The 16,253-nt window shown below is 61.1% G+C and carries 16 protein-coding genes and 1 rRNA gene; 11 read left to right on the forward strand and 6 right to left on the reverse strand.

All coding sequences use genetic code 11. The features are described 5' to 3' along the window. Positions 1-85 precede the first annotated feature (85 nt). The 3 genes from IGW03_RS32580 to paaY form a co-directional block, all read right to left on the reverse strand. Positions 86-1,246, reverse strand: a complete 1,161-nt coding sequence (locus IGW03_RS32580; protein WP_194726617.1) for an ABC transporter substrate-binding protein — start codon at positions 1,244-1,246, stop codon at positions 86-88. Between the two features lie 161 nt (positions 1,247-1,407). Beyond that, a complete protein-coding gene (locus tag IGW03_RS32585) occupies positions 1,408-2,190 on the reverse strand; it encodes an IclR family transcriptional regulator (protein ID WP_194726618.1) in 783 nt (260 codons plus the stop codon). Between the two features lie 256 nt (positions 2,191-2,446). Next, a complete protein-coding gene (gene paaY / locus IGW03_RS32590) occupies positions 2,447-3,049 on the reverse strand; it encodes a phenylacetic acid degradation protein PaaY (protein WP_194726619.1) in 603 nt (200 codons plus the stop codon). Between the two features lie 248 nt (positions 3,050-3,297). Between paaY and IGW03_RS32595 the strand changes: the two genes are divergently transcribed. Both IGW03_RS32595 and paaZ read left to right on the forward strand, forming a co-directional pair. After that, a complete protein-coding gene (locus tag IGW03_RS32595; protein ID WP_194726620.1) occupies positions 3,298-3,915 on the forward strand; it encodes a TetR/AcrR family transcriptional regulator in 618 nt (205 codons plus the stop codon). A gap of 119 nt (positions 3,916-4,034) precedes the next feature. Next, positions 4,035-6,107, forward strand: a complete 2,073-nt coding sequence (gene paaZ, locus IGW03_RS32600) for a phenylacetic acid degradation bifunctional protein PaaZ (RefSeq protein ID WP_194726621.1) — start codon at positions 4,035-4,037, stop codon at positions 6,105-6,107. Positions 6,108-6,180: 73 nt separating this feature from the next. Here paaZ and paaX read toward each other — a convergent pair whose 3' ends face one another. Further along, positions 6,181-7,113, reverse strand: coding sequence for a phenylacetic acid degradation operon negative regulatory protein PaaX (gene paaX / locus IGW03_RS32605; protein WP_194726622.1), 933 nt, complete (start codon positions 7,111-7,113; stop codon positions 6,181-6,183). A 221-nt stretch (positions 7,114-7,334) separates the two neighbouring features. Between paaX and paaA the strand changes: the two genes are divergently transcribed. From paaA to paaK, 8 genes are all read left to right on the forward strand, one after another. Continuing rightward, the gene (gene paaA / locus IGW03_RS32610) at positions 7,335-8,336 is read left to right on the forward strand and encodes a 1,2-phenylacetyl-CoA epoxidase subunit PaaA (RefSeq protein WP_194726623.1); all 1,002 of its coding nucleotides are present in this window, start codon (positions 7,335-7,337) and stop codon (positions 8,334-8,336) included. 26 nt (positions 8,337-8,362) lie between these two features. Beyond that, positions 8,363-8,647, forward strand: coding sequence for a 1,2-phenylacetyl-CoA epoxidase subunit PaaB (paaB, locus tag IGW03_RS32615; protein WP_194726624.1), 285 nt, complete (start codon positions 8,363-8,365; stop codon positions 8,645-8,647). 24 nt (positions 8,648-8,671) lie between these two features. Then, positions 8,672-9,427, forward strand: coding sequence for a 1,2-phenylacetyl-CoA epoxidase subunit PaaC (paaC, locus tag IGW03_RS32620; RefSeq protein ID WP_194726625.1), 756 nt, complete (start codon positions 8,672-8,674; stop codon positions 9,425-9,427). Between the two features lie 18 nt (positions 9,428-9,445). Continuing rightward, a complete protein-coding gene (gene paaD / locus IGW03_RS32625) occupies positions 9,446-9,973 on the forward strand; it encodes a 1,2-phenylacetyl-CoA epoxidase subunit PaaD (protein WP_194726626.1) in 528 nt (175 codons plus the stop codon). Positions 9,974-10,035: 62 nt separating this feature from the next. Continuing rightward, entirely contained in the window at positions 10,036-11,112 is a 1,077-nt protein-coding gene (gene paaE, locus IGW03_RS32630; protein WP_194726627.1) for a 1,2-phenylacetyl-CoA epoxidase subunit PaaE, read from the forward strand. A gap of 65 nt (positions 11,113-11,177) precedes the next feature. Then, complete coding sequence (gene paaG, locus IGW03_RS32635) at positions 11,178-11,969, forward strand: 2-(1,2-epoxy-1,2-dihydrophenyl)acetyl-CoA isomerase PaaG (protein ID WP_194726628.1); 792 nt, start codon at positions 11,178-11,180, stop codon at positions 11,967-11,969. Positions 11,970-11,998: 29 nt separating this feature from the next. Then, positions 11,999-12,484: a hydroxyphenylacetyl-CoA thioesterase PaaI gene (gene paaI, locus IGW03_RS32640; protein WP_194726629.1), complete on the forward strand. Its 486-nt coding sequence runs from the start codon at positions 11,999-12,001 to the stop codon at positions 12,482-12,484. 30 nt (positions 12,485-12,514) lie between these two features. Next, entirely contained in the window at positions 12,515-13,843 is a 1,329-nt protein-coding gene (gene paaK / locus IGW03_RS32645) for a phenylacetate--CoA ligase PaaK (RefSeq protein ID WP_194726630.1), read from the forward strand. A gap of 54 nt (positions 13,844-13,897) precedes the next feature. Here paaK and IGW03_RS32650 read toward each other — a convergent pair whose 3' ends face one another. Further along, positions 13,898-14,437, reverse strand: coding sequence for a DUF2231 domain-containing protein (locus IGW03_RS32650; protein ID WP_194726631.1), 540 nt, complete (start codon positions 14,435-14,437; stop codon positions 13,898-13,900). 95 nt (positions 14,438-14,532) lie between these two features. Then, entirely contained in the window at positions 14,533-15,540 is a 1,008-nt protein-coding gene (locus IGW03_RS32655; RefSeq protein ID WP_194726632.1) for an SDR family oxidoreductase, read from the reverse strand. A 603-nt stretch (positions 15,541-16,143) separates the two neighbouring features. Here IGW03_RS32655 and IGW03_RS32660 point away from each other — a divergent pair. Continuing rightward, positions 16,144-16,253 (forward strand): 16S ribosomal RNA (locus IGW03_RS32660); the annotation flags it as partial.

The raw sequence follows: 16,253 nt of genomic DNA on the forward strand, positions 1-16,253 counted from the left end.
GCTCCTGGCAATCTCTTATTGTTGAACGGGCGCGGCTTGATTTCCGCGCCCGGTGAAGCTGAGCTAAGTCAAATCAAGCGAAAGATCAGTTGGCGCTGCCGCTGAGCTTCCATTTGCCGTCGACGATGCGCACCATCACGCGCGAACGCTGGTCGAGGCCGAGATGGTCGTTCGCGTTCATGTTGAAGATGCCGTGCGAAGCGGGCACTTCCTTCACGTTTTCCAGCGCGTCGCGCAGCGCGGCACGGAATTCCTTGGTGCCCGGCTGTGCCTTCTTCAGCGCTTCCGGCACGGCGGCGTTGAGCAGCACGCCGGTATCCCAGGCATGGCCGCCAAAGGTCGAGACGCTGCCTGCGCCGTAGGCTTTTTCATAGGCGGTCTTGTAGGCGATGGCCGACTTCTTCACTGGGTTGGCATCCGGCAGCTGTTCGGCCACCAGCAGCGGGCCGGCGGGCAGGAAGGTGCCTTCGCAATCCTTGCCGCAGACGCGCAGGAAGTCGTTGTTGGCAACGCCGTGGGTCTGGTAGATCTGGCCCTTGTAGCCGCGCTCCTTCAGGGTCTTCTGCGGCAGCGCGGCCGGGGTGCCGGAGCCGGCGATCAGCACCGCGTCCGGATTGGCGCTCATGATCTTGAGGATCTGGCCGGTGACCGACGTGTCATTGCGGGCGAAGCGCTCGTTGGCGATGATCTCGATCTTGCGCAGTTCGGCCAGCTTGGCGAATTCGCGGAACCAGCCTTCGCCGTAGGCGTCGGAGAAGCCGATAAATGCCACCTTCTTGATACCGGCGTCAGCCATGTGGCTGGTGATCGCGGTCGACATGTGGGAATCGTTCTGCGGCGTCTTGAACACCCAGCGGCGGCGCGCATCCACCGGCGAGACGATGGCGGCTGACGCGGCCATCGAAATCATCGGCGTTTCGGTTTCGGCGGCAACGTCGATCATAGCCAGGGAATTCGGCGTGACGGTAGAGCCGACGATCAGGTCGACCTTGTCTTCGGTGATCAGCTTGCGGGTGTTCTTGGTCGCGGTGGTGGTATCGGATGCGTCGTCGAGCACGATGTATTCGACGGTCTTGCCGGCAATCTGCTTGGGCAGGAGCGCAAAGGTGTTCTTTTCAGGGATGCCGAGCGATGCCGCCGGTCCCGTGGCGGATACGGTCACGCCGACCTTGATCTGTGCAAGGGCAGTGCCCGATACGGCGGCGAACAGGGCCGGGATGAGTGCGCTGAGAAGCTTGGTCTTCATTGTCTATCTCCATTCTTGAACGATTGTTGGACTGCTGCGTGCTTGTTCTTCTATTTGATTCTGTCGGAACTGCCGGTGCCGTTCCGCTGGTGCTGATGAATTCCCCGGGTCGTTTCCTCCTGCATGCCCTGCATGCGAAAGCCGTTTTTGCTGCCGATGTTCTATACGGTATAGCCTAGCTGTTCCGACACCCTGGCCGCCGATTTCCTGAGTTCGACGGCGGTGTCTCCATTCCAGTCCGGATCGAGCGTGCCCATCGGTCCGATGACGGTCATGGCCAGGACGATGTTGCCGGCATGGTCGAAGATGGGCGCGCTGATCGCATTGATGCCTGCGATCGGCTCGCCGATGGCGCGCGCCATGCCCTGCTGCCTGACTTCCGCCAGCAGCGCTTCATGTTCCTTCTTGGAGATGGTCTTGTCTGTCTGTCCGGCGACAATGGTGTCATCCGTCACTTCCCGCGCCGTCAGTTTCTCGACCTGCTTGGGTGGCAGAAAGGCGGAAAACACCCGCCCCGTCGCGGTGTTGGCAATTGACACAACGGTACCGGTGCGCATGCGCACATGGATGGCATGGCGCGATTCATTCAGGTGCACGATCGTCGGGCCGCTCGAACCCAGCACCGCAAGCGCCACCGTATGGCCGATGCGGTCACCGAGCAGGGATGCCTCGGGGATGGCAATCTTGACCGGATCGACCTGCTGCAGGCTGATCAGCCCCATTTGCAGCGCGAAGCGCCCGAGTTCATACCGGCCGGACTGCGGATCCTGCTGGATCAGGCCGAGGTTGCCGAAGCTGACCAGATAGGGATGTGCCTTGGCCGAAGTCATGCCTGCCTTCTGCGCGAGGTCGCGCAGCAGCATGGGCGTGCCTTCTTCTACCAGGACAGTCAGCAATTTGCCTCCTACTTCCACCGATTGAATTCCACGGCGCTCTTTTTTCATCGCTTCCCTTTATCGGATGCCGGGCGTTGGAAATGCATGTCGCCTCTTGGTCTTCTTGTGCCTTGCTTCTACTGCATGTCGCGCATGCCGGATCTTGGAAATTCAGATTTCAGGGCACGGCCGGCCAATTCTAGCAGCCTCTTGGGGATAATCTAACAATTGTTTATTAACGGAATAGTTCGACTAAAACGAACTCTTGTTCGGCAAGCGCTTCAGATCACCCGAGTCGGATTTTCTGCCAGCAATGCATCTTTCTTCATTGGCGTTTTGTTGCAATGAGCGGCTTGACGTCCGGCGCCTTCAGGCGCGGCCGGTCCCCTTCCACCTGGGGCAGCGGCGCCACTTCCTGCATGCTGGTCAGGCAGCGCTTGGCCAGATCCTGGTAAGTCAGCGTGCCTTCCAGCTTCCAGGAAATTTCCTCCTCACTCAATTCGCGGATCACCTTGGCGGGGACGCCGGCCACCAGCGAGCGCGGCGGCACTTTCATTCCCGCGCGGACGAAGGCGCTGGCCGCGATGATGGATTTTTCGCCGACTTCGGCTTCGTCCATGACCACCGCGTTCATCCCCACCAGCGCATCGCGCCGTACCACGCAGCTGTGCAGGACGGCGCCGTGGCCGATATGGCCGTTTTCCTCGACGACCGTGTCGGCCGAGGGAAAGCCGTGCACCACGCAGGTATCCTGCACGTTCGCGCCGCGCTGCAGGATGATACGGCCAAAGTCGCCGCGCAGCGAAGCGCACGGGCCCACATAGCATTCCGGACCGATGATGACATCGCCGATCAGGACCGCGGTCGGATGAACATAGGCCGTGGGATCGACCACCGGGACAACGCCTTCAATCGAATAGCAGGGCATATCAGTCTCCTTGATTCCGTGCCGACAGGGCGCTTAATGCAATTAAGGGCACTCAGCGTCGCGGTTCGGCCGGAAGCATCTGTTTTATTCGTAAAAATGCCAAGTACCGACATACTAGTATTGACCTACCGGTCGGTCAATACTAGTATGCGGAGGTCTGATAAACAATTGGCAAACCAAGGCCATAAAAGCGATAACACCGGCGCAGCGCGGTAACGGCAGGCCGGAAACGAGGAGACGAAACCCCCATGGCAAGAGGCAGAGCGCCCGGTTACGACGACCAGCGCGACATGATTCTTTCGCGCGCCGCGCAACTGTTTGCGCAGCGCGGCTATCCCGGCACGTCGATGAACGAGGTGGCGGAAGCCTGCGGCATGTCCAAGCCGTCGCTCTATCATTATTTCCGGGACAAGTACGCATTGCTGGTGACCATTGCGGAAAGCCATGTCGAGCACCTGGAAGCCGTGGTGCTGGACGTCACCAACACCCAGGCCGACGCCAGGACGCGGCTCGAGTCGCTGATCCGGCGCTTCGTTGAAGAATATGCCGAGGCCCAGCATGCGCACCGTGTGCTGACCGAGGACGTGCGCTTCCTCAACGACGAAGACCGGGAACGCATTCTCAACCGCGAGCGCCGCGTGGTCGCGGTGTTTTCGGAAGCCATCCGAGCGATGCGTCCCGATATCGATCAGGCTCGGCTGGCTACGCCGCTCGCCATGCTGCTGTTCGGCATGATCAACTGGATGTTTACCTGGCTCAAGCCGGACGGCACGCTCAACCATGCCGCGATGGCACCCATCGTCGCCGACCTGTTCTTCGGCGGCATCCCGGCAGTGCGCATGCCTGCTACGGAAACGCCGTCCTGATCCAGTTCCAAGGGCCTCATTCAGACAGCAAGCATAGCGAGCTCATTGAATTCAGTGAAACCAGCGTTGCCGGATCCGGCGGCGCCGATCCCAATCCATTCAATCCAGGAGAAAGTCCGATGGCACAGTCCGCAGCACAATCATCACAAGCACCCACCCTGCAAAGCCTGATCGCCGGCCGCTGGATCGGCACCCAGCCCGGCCAGATGCTGGCCAGCGCCATCGACGGCCGCCCGGTTGCCCATGCGCATGCCGAAGCGCTCGATTTCGGCGAGGCACTGGCTTATGCCCGCGGCACCGGCATCAAGGCATTGATGGCCATGGATTTCCAGGAGCGCGCGGCGCGCCTCAAGGCGCTGGCCAAATACCTGGGCGAGCGCAAGGAAGACCTGTACGCGATCTCGCATCATACCGGCGCGACCCGCACCGACGGCTGGGTCGATATCGAAGGCGGTACCGGGACCCTGTTCGCCTATGCCAGCATGGGTTCGAACGAACTGCCCTCAGGCAACCTGATTCATGAAGGGCCTGCGGTGCAGTTGGGCAAGCAGGGCAAGTTCTTCGGCTCGCACATCCTGGTGCCGCGCGGCGGCGTTGCGGTGCATATCAATGCCTTCAATTTTCCGGTCTGGGGACTGCTGGAAAAATTCGCGCCGACCTTCCTCGCAGGCATGCCCTGCATCGCCAAGCCGGCCACGGCCACCAGCTACCTGACCGAAGCCATGGTGCGCATGGTGCAGGAATCAGGCCTGATACCGGAGGGCGCGCTGCAGCTGGTGATCGGCGGCACCGGCGACCTGCTCGACCGTCTCGACGGCTTCGATGTCGTTACCTTCACCGGTTCGGCCGATACGGCGGCGAAGCTGCGCGCGCATGACAACCTGATCCGCAAGGGCATTCCCTTCAATGCCGAGGCCGATTCCCTCAACTGCGCCATCCTCGCGCCCGATGTCACGCCCGACGACGAGGAGTTCGAGCTGTTCGTCAAGGAAGTGGCGCGGGAAATGACGGTCAAGGCCGGGCAGAAATGCACCGCAATCCGGCGCGCGATCGTGCCGCGCAAGCATCTCGATGCGGTGGCGCAGCGCCTGCGCGAGCGTCTTGCCAAGACCGTCGTCGGTGATCCCTCGCGGGAAGGCGTTCGCATGGGCGCGCTCGCTTCGCTGGCGCAGAAGGCCGATGTCGCGGAGCGCGTCGCCCAGCTGGCGCAGGGCAATGAGATCGTGTACGGCGAACGCGACGGCTTCGCTCCTGTCGGCGACGGCGTGGCCAACGGCGCATTCTTCGCGCCGACCCTGCTCCTGTGCCGGGATGCGATGCGCGACGAGCGCGTGCACGACATCGAAGCCTTCGGACCGGTCAGCACCCTGATGCCGTATGACGACATCGACGAAGCGCTGGCGCTGGCCGCCAAAGGCAAGGGCAGCCTGGTCGGCACCCTGGTGACGCGAGATCCCAAGGTTGCAGCCAAGGCAATCCCGATGGCGGCGGTGCATCACGGCCGCCTGCTGGTCCTGGACCGGGAGGCGGCAACCGAATCCACCGGCCATGGCTCGCCGCTGCCCATGCTCAAGCACGGCGGACCGGGCCGCGCCGGCGGCGGCGAGGAGCTGGGCGGCATCCGCGCGGTCAAGCACTACCTCCAGCGCGCCGCGGTGCAGGGCTCGCCGACCATGCTCACCGCCGTCACCGGCGAATACCTGCGCGGCGCGGCGGTCAATGAATCGGAAATCCACCCATTCCGCCGCTATTTCGACGACCTGCAGATCGGCGACTCCCTGCTCACGCACCGGCGCACGGTCAGCGAAGCCGACATCGTCAATTTCGGCGGCATTTCGGGCGACTATTTCTACATGCACTTTGACGAGATCGCGGCGAAGGATACACAGTTCGGCAAGCGCATCGCGCATGGTTATTTCGTACTGTCCGCGGCCGCCGGCCTGTTCGTGTCGCCGGCGCCGGGTCCGGTGCTGGCCAACTACGGATTGGATACGCTGCGCTTTGTCAAGCCGGTCGGCATCGGCGATACCATCCAGGCCCGCCTGACGGCCAAGCGCAAGATCGACCGCCGCAGGACTGATGCCAAGGGCGTCGGCCAGGGCGTGGTGGCATGGGATGTGGAGGTGACCAACCAGGACGGCGAGCTGGTCGCCAGCTATGACATCCTGACGCTGGTGGCCAAGCGCGCCTGACGAAGGCTGGAAGATAGACAAAGCGCGGGGCAGGGCGAAAGCCTCGCCCCGCAGCCTTCAGGGTTTCACTGGTTCAAACCAGCCCGCCGAAGCGGTGGTAAAAGTATGGGGCCGCTTCGCCCGCATTGCCATCCTCCTTGCTCAGGGTGGCAAGGATATGGATTTCCGCCTGCGCAAACGTCGCCTGGTAGATGTCGTGGCAGAGCTGGTAGGCGGTCTTGCCCGGCCATTTTTCGGGCAGCAGCTCCAGCGGCAGCAGGGGGTCATGCAGCTGGACGCGGCGGAATTCGTGGATCAGCAGCGTGCGCAGCATGTAAGCCTGTTCAGGCTCCAGATCCTGAGCCGCCTCCAGCAGTTTGGGCACGCTGCCGAAGTGCTCGATGAAGCGCTCATATTCGGAAATCACCATGCCCATTTCCCAGCACTGGTCGACCAGTTCGCGCAGCGGCCGCGCCGACGGTAGCTCGGCTTCCCCTGCCTGGCAGGCGAAGACGGCGCCCTGTGCGCCGATGCGCTGCAGGACCTCTTCGAGAATGTCGGCGTCGTTGCCGGGACGCGCGAACACCGATGGCGCGATCATGCCGAAGCCCTGCCAAAGCAATTCCTTGCGCAGGCTGGTGCGCTGCTCCGCCGTGACGGCGCCGGAGGCGGCGAACAGGAGAATCCACTTGCCGTTCCATTCATGATGCGACGGCGAATAAATGCGCTGGTAGGCGCGCTCGAAGCGGCGCGCCGAGGCCGGATTGAGTCCGTACTGGCTGCGTCTTCCCTCGCGCCGCGCGTCGAGCCAGCCTTCTTCGGCCAAACGGAAAACGCTGGTGCGCACCAGGCGGTCGCTGATGCCGAAGGGTGCGAGCAGTTCGATCAGGCTGCCCAGCCAGACTTGTCCGCCGTGCGGCGTGATCACGTCACCGAAGAGCGTCATTACCAGCGATTTGGCGCGTGGCGGATTCGTTTCCAGGTAGTGGTCCAGCCATTTTCTTATCGACGGGTTCTTGGCAGGCATGGCGAATGCGGAGTGGAGTTCGGGTTGGTGCAAAGCTGCAAATGATAACGCCAGATAACGCCGGTCTTGCAGGAATCGCCGGCCATTCATTGCTGCCGGATAAATTAAGCTGCGATTTGATACGAAATTCCAAATGCGATACAGAAAAAATCATTTACATGGCGGATTCTGTATCATATGATGAAGTCATTCGGGATAACCAGCATTCGAGAGGTGCCTCCATGTACGCACAGCTAGTCGATACCGGCAGCAAGAAACTCCGTTCCCTTGATGAAATGTCGCCGGAAGAAAGCGCCTTCCAGCAGCGCGTCGACGAAGGCATCAAGATCGAACCCAAGGATTGGATGCCCGAGGGCTACCGCAAGACCCTGATCCGCCAGATCTCCCAGCATGCACATTCCGAAATCGTGGGCCAGCTGCCTGAGGGCAACTGGGTAACGCGTGCGCCGACGCTCAAGCGCAAATCGATCCTCCTGGCCAAGATCCAGGATGAAGCCGGCCACGGCCTTTATCTTTACTCGGCCGCGGAGACGCTGGGCGTTTCGCGCGACCAGATGGTCGCCGACCTGCATTCCGGGAAGGCGAAATATTCGAGCATTTTCAATTACCCCACCCTGACGTGGGCCGACATGGGCGCCATCGGCTGGCTGGTGGACGGCTCGGCGATCATCAACCAGATTCCGCTGTGCCGCTGCTCCTACGGCCCTTATGCGCGTGCGATGATCCGCGTCTGCAAGGAGGAATCCTTCCATGCGCGCCAAGGCTACGACATCATGATGGCCCTGTGCCAGGGCACGCCCGAGCAGAAGCAGATGGCGCAGGATGCGCTCAACCGCTGGTGGTGGCCGTCGCTGATGATGTTCGGCCCGTCCGATGCCGAGTCGGTCAACAGCGCGCAGTCGGCCGCCTGGCGCATCAAGCTGTTCTCCAACGACGAACTGCGGCAGAAGATGGTCGACCAGACCGTTCCGCAAGCCGAATACCTTGGCCTGACCGTTCCCGATCCTGACCTGAAGTGGAACGAGGAAACCGGCCATTACGAATTCGGCAAGATCGACTGGGAAGAATTCACCAACGTCATCAAGGGCAACGGCCCCTGCAACCGTGACCGCCTGCGCACCCGGGTCAAGGCCTACGAAGACGGTGCATGGTTCCGCGAAGCCCTGGTCGCCCATGCCGACAAGCAGGAACGCCGCAAGGCCGAAGCGCAGCGCGCCGCCTGATAAAAAAGCATTCACTGGAGACAGACATGAGCAAGGAATGGCCCCTCTGGGAAATCTTCATCCGCAGCCAGCACGGCCTGGCGCACAAGCATGTGGGCAGCCTGCATGCACCCGATGCGGAAATGGCCGTCAACAACGCGCGCGACGTCTATACCCGCCGCAATGAGGGCGTCAGCATCTGGGTGGTAAAGGCGTCCGACATCGTCGCCAGCAGCCCGAGCGACAAGGGCCTGCTGTTCGAGCCCGCCAACAGCAAGGTGTACCGCCATCCGACCTTCTTCCCGATGCCGGAAGAAGTCAAGAACCTGTAAGCGTTGCCGGCGGAGACCATCATCATGGCGGATCAAAAACTCGAATACCTGCTGCGCCTGGCGGACACCGCCATGGTGCTCAGCCAGCGGCTGTCGGAGTGGTGCGGCAAGGGGCCGGCGCTGGAGGAAGACATGGCGCTGACCAACGTCGCGCTCGACCTGATCGGACAGGCGCGCTTCTGGTACACCTATGCCGGCGAGATCGAAGGCAAGGGCAGGGATGAAGACAAGCTGGCCTACCTGCGCGACGCCCACGACTTCCGCAACCTGCTGCTGGTCGAGCAGCCCAACGGCACCTATGCCGATACGCTGGCGCGGCAGTTCTATTTCGATGTCTGGCATTTCCTGCTGCTGCGTGAGCTCGCGGCTTCCAAGGATGAGCGCATCGCCGGCATCGCCGGCAAGTCGATCAAGGAAGTCGCCTATCACGTGCGCCGCAGCAGCGACCTCATCGTGCGTCTCGGCGACGGCACCGAGCAAAGCCATGAAATGATGCAGCAGGCGCTCGACGATCTGTGGATGTACACCGGCGAAATGTTCAAGGCCGATGCGGTCGAGCAGGCGATGGCAGAGCAGGGCATCGGCCCCGACCTCGCCTCGCTGCGCGAGCCCTGGCTCAAGCATGTTTCCGAGGTGTTCGATGAGGCAACGCTGAAGCTTCCGCCCGTGGATGCCTGGATGCAGAAGGGCGGCAAGCAGGGCGTGCATACCGAGCATCTCGGTTACCTGCTCGCGGAAATGCAGTTCCTGCAGCGCGCCTATCCCGGCGCAAGCTGGTAGGCAGCCTGGAGACGCGTGATGAATGCAACCGAATCCGCAGTCGCGCAGCAGGTCTGGCAATGGCTGCATGAAGTCGGCGACCCGGAGATCCCGGTGATTTCGGTGGTCGATCTCGGCATCGTGCGCGACGTGACCATGGCCGACGGCGGCGAATGCGTGGTCACCATCACGCCGACCTACAGCGGCTGCCCGGCCATGCTGGTGATCGCTGATGCCATCGGCGAGGCGCTGCGGAAGAACGGCGTCGAGCGCTACCGGATCGAAACGCGCCTGTGGCCGGCCTGGACCACCGACTGGATGTCGGAGGACGGCAAGCGCAAGCTGAAGGAGTACGGCATCGCGCCGCCGGTCGGCCGCGCCGTGGAGCACCAGGTGATCGATATCAGCGCGCTCAGCCGTCGCCGCACTGCCGAGCCTGCGATCGAGTGTCCGCGATGCGGTTCATTCAATACGCGCCTGAGCAGTGAGTTCGGTTCGACGTCCTGCAAGTCGCTGCATGTCTGCAACGACTGCCATGAGCCGTTCGATTATTTCAAATGTCATTAGGCGCCGCCGCGTTGTCGACTGACAATGCCGGCTTGGCAGCCTGATTGGGGGAGCCGTCTTTCATGAGCAAGTTTCATCCGCTTACCGTCGCCAGCGTCAAGAATGAAACGCGCGACACCATCGTCGTCACCTTCGACGTACCCAGGGAACTGGAGCAGGACTACCGCTATCTGCAGGGACAGCACCTGACCCTGCGTGCCCATATCAACAATGAAGACGTGCGGCGCTCCTACTCGATCTGCTCCGGCGTGCATGACCGCGCCCTGCGCGTGGCCATCAAGCGGGTAGCCGGCGGTGCGTTTTCCACTTGGGCCAATGACACGCTCAAGCCCGGCGCCGTGATCGAAGTCATGCCGCCGATGGGACATTTCCATGCGCCGCTGGACGCGGAAAACAAGAAGCACTATCTCGGCTTTGCGGCAGGCAGCGGCATCACGCCGATGCTGTCCATCATCAAGACCACGCTGCTCACTGAACCGGGAAGCAGCTTTACCCTGCTTTACGGCAACCGGGCGTCGTCCTCGGTGATCTTCAAGGAAGAGCTGGCGGAGCTGAAAGACGTGTACCTGAACCGCTTCAAGCTGGTTTACGTGATGAGCCGGGAGCAGCAGGATATCGAACTCTTCAACGGCCGCATCAACCGCGAGAAGTGCGAGCAATTATTCAAAAGCTGGATCTCGCTGGAAGATGTCGACATGGCCTTCATCTGCGGACCCGAGCAGATGATGCATGAAGTGTCCGAAGCACTGCAGGCCAACGGCTTGCCCAAGGACCGCATCAAGGTCGAGCTGTTCGCCGCGAGCGTGCCCAAGCGCGCCCATGTACAGCATGTGCATCCCATCGTCGGCAAGCAGGATTGCGAAGTGACGCTCATCGTCGACGGCGCTCACGTCAATTTCACGATGGAAAAAGACAAGGAATCCGTCCTTGATGCCGCGCTCAGGCAGGGCATCGAGATGCGCTATTCCTGCAAGGCGGGAGTCTGCTCCACCTGCCGCTGCAAAGTGGTGGACGGCAAGGTCGACATGGATGCCAACTATGCGCTGGAAGATTATGAAATTGCACGAGGATTCGCCTTGTCATGCCAGAGCTTCCCGGTGACCGACAAGCTGGTGATGGATTTCGACCAGGACACCTGAGCCTGAATCTGCACCCGGCTTCAAGCGACAGACAAATATACCAACCCGATAACGCAGGAGACACGATGGATTACCAGAACATCAAGTTCGAAATCGATGCAGGCATCGCCCGCCTGACCCTGAACCGCCCCGACAAGCTCAACAGCTTCACCGCCGCCATGCACTTGGAAGTGCGCGAGGCCATCGAAAAGGTCAAGGCGGATGCTTCGGTGCGGGTACTTGTGCTGACGGGCGCCGGCCGCGGATTCTGCGCGGGGCAGGACCTTGCCGATCGTGCAGTCGCGCCGGGCGGTGCGCCGGCCGACCTCGGCGAGTCGGTCCAGAAATACTATGGCCCGCTGGTGCTGAGCCTGCGCAGCCTGCCGATTCCCGTCATCTGCGCCGTCAACGGCGTGGCCGCCGGCGCCGGCGCCAATCTTGCGCTTGCGGCCGATATCGTGATTGCCGCGCGCTCGGCATCGTTTGTCGAAGCGTTCTGCCGGCTGGGCCTGATTCCGGATACGGGCGGCACCTATTTCCTGCCGCGCCTGGTCGGCACTGCCCGCGCGATGGGCCTGGCCATGCTGGGCGACAAGCTGAGCGCCGAACAGGCGGAAAGCTGGGGGCTGATCTGGAAATGCGTGGATGACGACGCGTTTGCGGCAGAAGTCGACAAGCTCGCCAGGCACTTTGCCGCCGCACCCACCAAGGGTCTTGCCCGCACCAAGCAGGCCATCTATGCGAGCCCTCAGAATTCGCTGGCGCAGCAGCTTGATCTCGAACGCGACTTCATGCGCGAGCTCGGCTACAGCCAGGATTACCGGGAAGGCGTCACCGCATTCATGGAGAAGCGCGCGCCGAATTTCAAAGGCGAATAAACACAGACTGCGGGATTGGGAGAGATTGGATGAGTGAATTGCAGCGCAATACGGATGCACAAGCTCTGGCAGAGGCAGCCGCCGAAGCCATGTATGCACGCGACGAGGCATCGAAATCGCTCGGCATGCGCATCGTCGGCATGGCACCGGGCTATGCGAAGCTGAGCATGCAGGTTCGGCCCGACATGCTGAACGGGCACCAGACCTGCCACGGCGGCTTCATCTTCGCGCTGGCGGACAGCGCGTTCGCTTTCTCCTGCAACAGCCACAATTTGAATACCGTCGCCGCAGGCTGTTCCATCGAATATCTCGCGCCGGGCCGGGCGGGCGATGTGCTCACCGCCGAAGCCGTCGAGCAGGTGCGCAGCGGCAAGACGGGCGTCTACGACGTCACGGTGACCAACCAGGACGGCAGGCGCATCGCGCTGTTTCGCGGCAAGTCGCACCAGATCCAAGGAGAAGTCTTGCAGGGCTTAGGCGCAGCCAATCCGAACCCGCAAGCCGGAACACGATAAATCCGCATAGACCCAAACAAGGAGACCGTCATGCCACAACGTACGCCGAGCCCTGGCGATCTGGAGCCTATCGAACGCGCCAGCAAGGATGAACTGCAGTCGCTGCAGCTGGAGCGGCTGAAATCTTCGCTCCGGCATGCCTATCAAAACGTGCCGCACTATCGTGCGTCCTTCGATGCCGCCGGCGTGCATCCGGACGACCTGAAGACCCTGGCCGATCTGGCGAAATTTCCATTCACGACCAAGAAGGATCTGCGCGAGAACTATCCCTTCGGCATGTTTGCCGTGCCGCGCGAAGAAGTCGTGCGCGTGCATGCTTCCAGCGGCACGACCGGCAAGCCCACCGTGGTCGGTTACACGCAGGCGGATATCGATACCTGGGCCAGCCTCGTGGCCCGCTCCATCCGGGCGGCCGGCGGACGCGCCGGCGACATCTGCCATATCTCCTACGGTTACGGCCTGTTCACCGGCGGACTCGGCGCGCACTACGGCGCGGAAAAACTGGGATGCACGGTCATTCCGATGTCGGGAGGCCAGACGGAAAAGCAGGTGCAGCTGATCCAGGACTTCAAGCCTGACATCATCATGGTCACGCCGTCCTACATGCTGAACATCATCGAGGAATTCCAGCGGCAGGGAATGGATCCCGCAGAGTGCTCGCTCAAGGTCGGCATCTTCGGCGCCGAGCCTTGGACCAATGCGATGCGCACCGAAATCGAGGCAAGAGCGGGCATCGACGCAGTGGATATTTACGGCTTGTCGGAAGTGATGGGGCCGGGCGTGGCCAGCGAGTGCGTGGAAACCAAGGATGGCCCGGTGATATGGGAAGACCATTTCTATCCGGAGATCATCGACCCCGATACCGGCGAAGTCCTTCCCGACGGTGAAGAAGGCGAACTGGTGTTCACCTCGCTGACCAAGGAAGCGCTGCCCATCATCCGTTATCGCACCCGCGACCTGACCCGCCTTCTGCCGCCCACCGCGCGCCCCATGCGGCGCATGGACAAGATCACCGGCCGCTCCGACGACATGCTCATCATCCGCGGAGTGAATGTCTTTCCGTCGCAGATCGAGGAACTTATCCTCAAGCAGTCCAGGCTGGCGCCGCAATATCAGCTGGTGCTTACCCGCGACGGACATCTCGACAAGCTCGAAGTGCTGGCCGAATTGCGCCCGGAATTGTCGGGAAAACTTTCCGTGCAGGATACCGAGGCCTTGTGCGGCGAACTGCAGCACCAGATCAAGACCTATATCGGCGTAACCGTGCGGGTCAGCGTGCTCAACAGCGAAAGCATCGAACGCACCCTCACCGGCAAGGCGCGCCGCGTGGTCGACAAGCGGCCCAAGCAGACCGCCTGATGAATTGGCAGAGGAATGCGGTGAAGTCATGCCGCGTTCCTCCGAGCCTCTTCCTCAATTCATGTAGGGCCCCCTCGCCGGCACTCTTTCCTCCTGCCCCAGGAAGAAATGATGCATGGCATCATCTCCCGGAGCCTTCAGTTCCGGTGTGGGATCGATCGGGCTGACGCCTTCGACCCGCATTCCCTGTTCATAGACAAGGCGTCCGCCGAACCAGCCGGAAATCATCACCGCAGCTGCGGCGACAGCCGACAATGCCACCGACCCGCCCTGATGCTCGGGTGCGTTTCTGCGGTTCATCACGTTTACTGCCGTCAGCACCAGCGCGCCGACATTAAGCATCGCATGCGTGTTGGCAGTGCGCTTGACATCGGTCTCGGGCTTGATGGACATATAGTCGACCGCACCTGCGGCTCCCGCCGCCAGACCGGTGACAAGACCGCCGACCAGGCTGTAATAAGCGGCGTTCGCGTAGGATTCCTTGCCGGTCGAGCGATGCATCGCATCAAGAGCAAAGCCGAATGGAATCAGCGCGGCTGGCCCGACGACCAGCATGGGGTGCAAGGGATGGCCGGCAATCGTGGATTTGGGCATGGACTTCTCCTTGAAATGGACAGTTGGTTTTTCAGTCAAATGCTTAAGAAATAGTCAAGAAACTGCATACTTGGTTCCACATCAGGCAGGAATGCTTAGCGCTGCGGACGCGGCCAGAGCACGGCCGCTGCGACCGCTGCACCGGCAAGCAGGGCAAGTCCGGCGGCCGGATGAGTCACAGCCTCGGTGTACCAGCTCGATTTTTGTGCGTACATGGTCCGTCCACTGCGCTCGTCGAGGTCGCGCTGCGGACCGTTCAGATTGTGTGGAGGCTGTTCACTCGCAGGGCGGTCGGTCTTCTGCAGGCTGAACATCAGCAGTTCCATCGCCTTGTCCACGAGCCGAGGAGTCTGATAGGCAGCCGTGGCCAATAGTCTTGCCGTGGAGCCGACATAGATCTCGCGTTTTGGATGCTCGCAGGCATGAAGAATCGCACTAGCCACCGTTTCAGGCACATACATGGGCGGCGGCAGTTTCGGCATCCTGTCCAGATAATTCTTCGCATGGACAGAAAACATTGTGTCGATTGCAGACGGGGTGATCAAGGTAATGGAAACGGGCATGTTCGCCTCGGCAGCCTCCACGCGCAGGGAATCGGTGTAACCCTTGACCGCATGCTTGGCTGCTGAATAGATTCCATGCAGCGCCGCTGCGCGATCGGCGAAGGCGCTGCCGACATTGATCAGCGCACCGCCGTGCGTCTTCAAATGCGACAGAGCGATACGGGAGCCATGAACTGTCCCCCAGAAATCGATGTCCATCAGACGGTGCATGTCTTCACTGCCGACTTCTGTTACCTTGCCGAAAATGCCGACACCGGCGTTATTGATCCAGGTGTCGAAGCCGCCGAACTGTTCGGCGGCTTTCGCTGCAACTTGCTTGACGTCATCAACGAGGCTGACATCGGCGGTGACATATCTCGCATCGCTACCCAAACTACGCAGTTCTTCAGTCAACTGCTGCAATGCGTCTTCATTACGCGCTACAAGCACGAGGCTCGCACCCCGTGCAGCTGCCATGCGCGCAGTGGCCAGTCCAATGCCGCTGGTCGCGCCGGTAATTACGATAACTTGGTCGGATATCTTCTTCAGACGCAACCGCATGAATGCCTCCTGGGATCACGAATGCCGAAACGCACGCTATGCCGCCGGCCTAACGAATAGGCTTGTCAGGACGACAAAAGTTCTGCTTCTTCATTAAGCTTCTTTTTCATTGAGAACGTATGCGAGGTCCAGACAAGTCATGGCAAAGCTGAAAACAATGCAAATACGTTGTGCTACCTTTGACAAACGACATTAGCGTTGCGATTCATAAACACAGAAAAAAGTGCTTGGCAGATGCAGAGGGCTTTGCTATAGTTCGGCTCCCGTCGCGAAACGCAGCAAACAAAGCGCGAAGCGACAGGAAGCAACAAGGGCGGTAAAGGGCAGCAGATGTTTGACTGACTCTTGAAACCCGGCAGCCGCATCTTATATAAGCATGACGGCGACAGACACGACGCTCTGTCAGGCAAGGTTCTTTAACAACCAACAACCGATAAGTGTGGGCGCTCGATGAAGCGGGCCGGCAGCGCAAGCTGCGTGGCTCAAAGCATATGAAGTGCTCGCACAAGAAACAAATAGGTCGGCATCGCAAGATGCCACCTGTCAGTATTTTGAGTGAGCGACACCTCTTACGAGGTTGCCCGCAAGGGCGCAACAGAGATTGAACTGAAGAGTTTGATCCTGGCTCAGATTGAACGCTGGCGGCATGCCTTACACATGCAAGTCGAACGGCAGCGCGGACTTCGGTCTGGCGGCGAGTGGCGAACGGGTGA

Origin of the sequence: Noviherbaspirillum malthae (assembly GCF_015352985.1) — a bacterium.
Lineage (GTDB): Bacteria > Pseudomonadota > Gammaproteobacteria > Burkholderiales > Burkholderiaceae_D > Noviherbaspirillum > Noviherbaspirillum malthae.

What these genes read in the sequence shown, in the direction of transcription:
- IGW03_RS32650 (WP_194726631.1), bottom strand. Translation starts at nt 14,437, where the DNA reads ATGCCCAAATCCACGATTGCCGGCCATCCCTTGCACCCCATGCTGGTC.
- IGW03_RS32585 (WP_194726618.1), bottom strand. Translation starts at nt 2,190, where the DNA reads ATGAAAAAAGAGCGCCGTGGAATTCAATCGGTGGAAGTAGGAGGCAAA.
- paaI (WP_194726629.1), top strand. Translation starts at nt 11,999, where the DNA reads ATGAGTGAATTGCAGCGCAATACGGATGCACAAGCTCTGGCAGAGGCA.
- paaB (WP_194726624.1), top strand. Translation starts at nt 8,363, where the DNA reads ATGAGCAAGGAATGGCCCCTCTGGGAAATCTTCATCCGCAGCCAGCAC.
- IGW03_RS32595 (WP_194726620.1), top strand. Translation starts at nt 3,298, where the DNA reads ATGGCAAGAGGCAGAGCGCCCGGTTACGACGACCAGCGCGACATGATT.
- paaG (WP_194726628.1), top strand. Translation starts at nt 11,178, where the DNA reads ATGGATTACCAGAACATCAAGTTCGAAATCGATGCAGGCATCGCCCGC.
- paaY (WP_194726619.1), bottom strand. Translation starts at nt 3,049, where the DNA reads ATGCCCTGCTATTCGATTGAAGGCGTTGTCCCGGTGGTCGATCCCACG.
- IGW03_RS32580 (WP_194726617.1), bottom strand. Translation starts at nt 1,246, where the DNA reads ATGAAGACCAAGCTTCTCAGCGCACTCATCCCGGCCCTGTTCGCCGCC.
- IGW03_RS32655 (WP_194726632.1), bottom strand. Translation starts at nt 15,540, where the DNA reads ATGCGGTTGCGTCTGAAGAAGATATCCGACCAAGTTATCGTAATTACC.
- paaC (WP_194726625.1), top strand. Translation starts at nt 8,672, where the DNA reads ATGGCGGATCAAAAACTCGAATACCTGCTGCGCCTGGCGGACACCGCC.
- paaD (WP_194726626.1), top strand. Translation starts at nt 9,446, where the DNA reads ATGAATGCAACCGAATCCGCAGTCGCGCAGCAGGTCTGGCAATGGCTG.
- paaE (WP_194726627.1), top strand. Translation starts at nt 10,036, where the DNA reads ATGAGCAAGTTTCATCCGCTTACCGTCGCCAGCGTCAAGAATGAAACG.
- paaA (WP_194726623.1), top strand. Translation starts at nt 7,335, where the DNA reads ATGTACGCACAGCTAGTCGATACCGGCAGCAAGAAACTCCGTTCCCTT.
- paaK (WP_194726630.1), top strand. Translation starts at nt 12,515, where the DNA reads ATGCCACAACGTACGCCGAGCCCTGGCGATCTGGAGCCTATCGAACGC.
- paaZ (WP_194726621.1), top strand. Translation starts at nt 4,035, where the DNA reads ATGGCACAGTCCGCAGCACAATCATCACAAGCACCCACCCTGCAAAGC.
- paaX (WP_194726622.1), bottom strand. Translation starts at nt 7,113, where the DNA reads ATGCCTGCCAAGAACCCGTCGATAAGAAAATGGCTGGACCACTACCTG.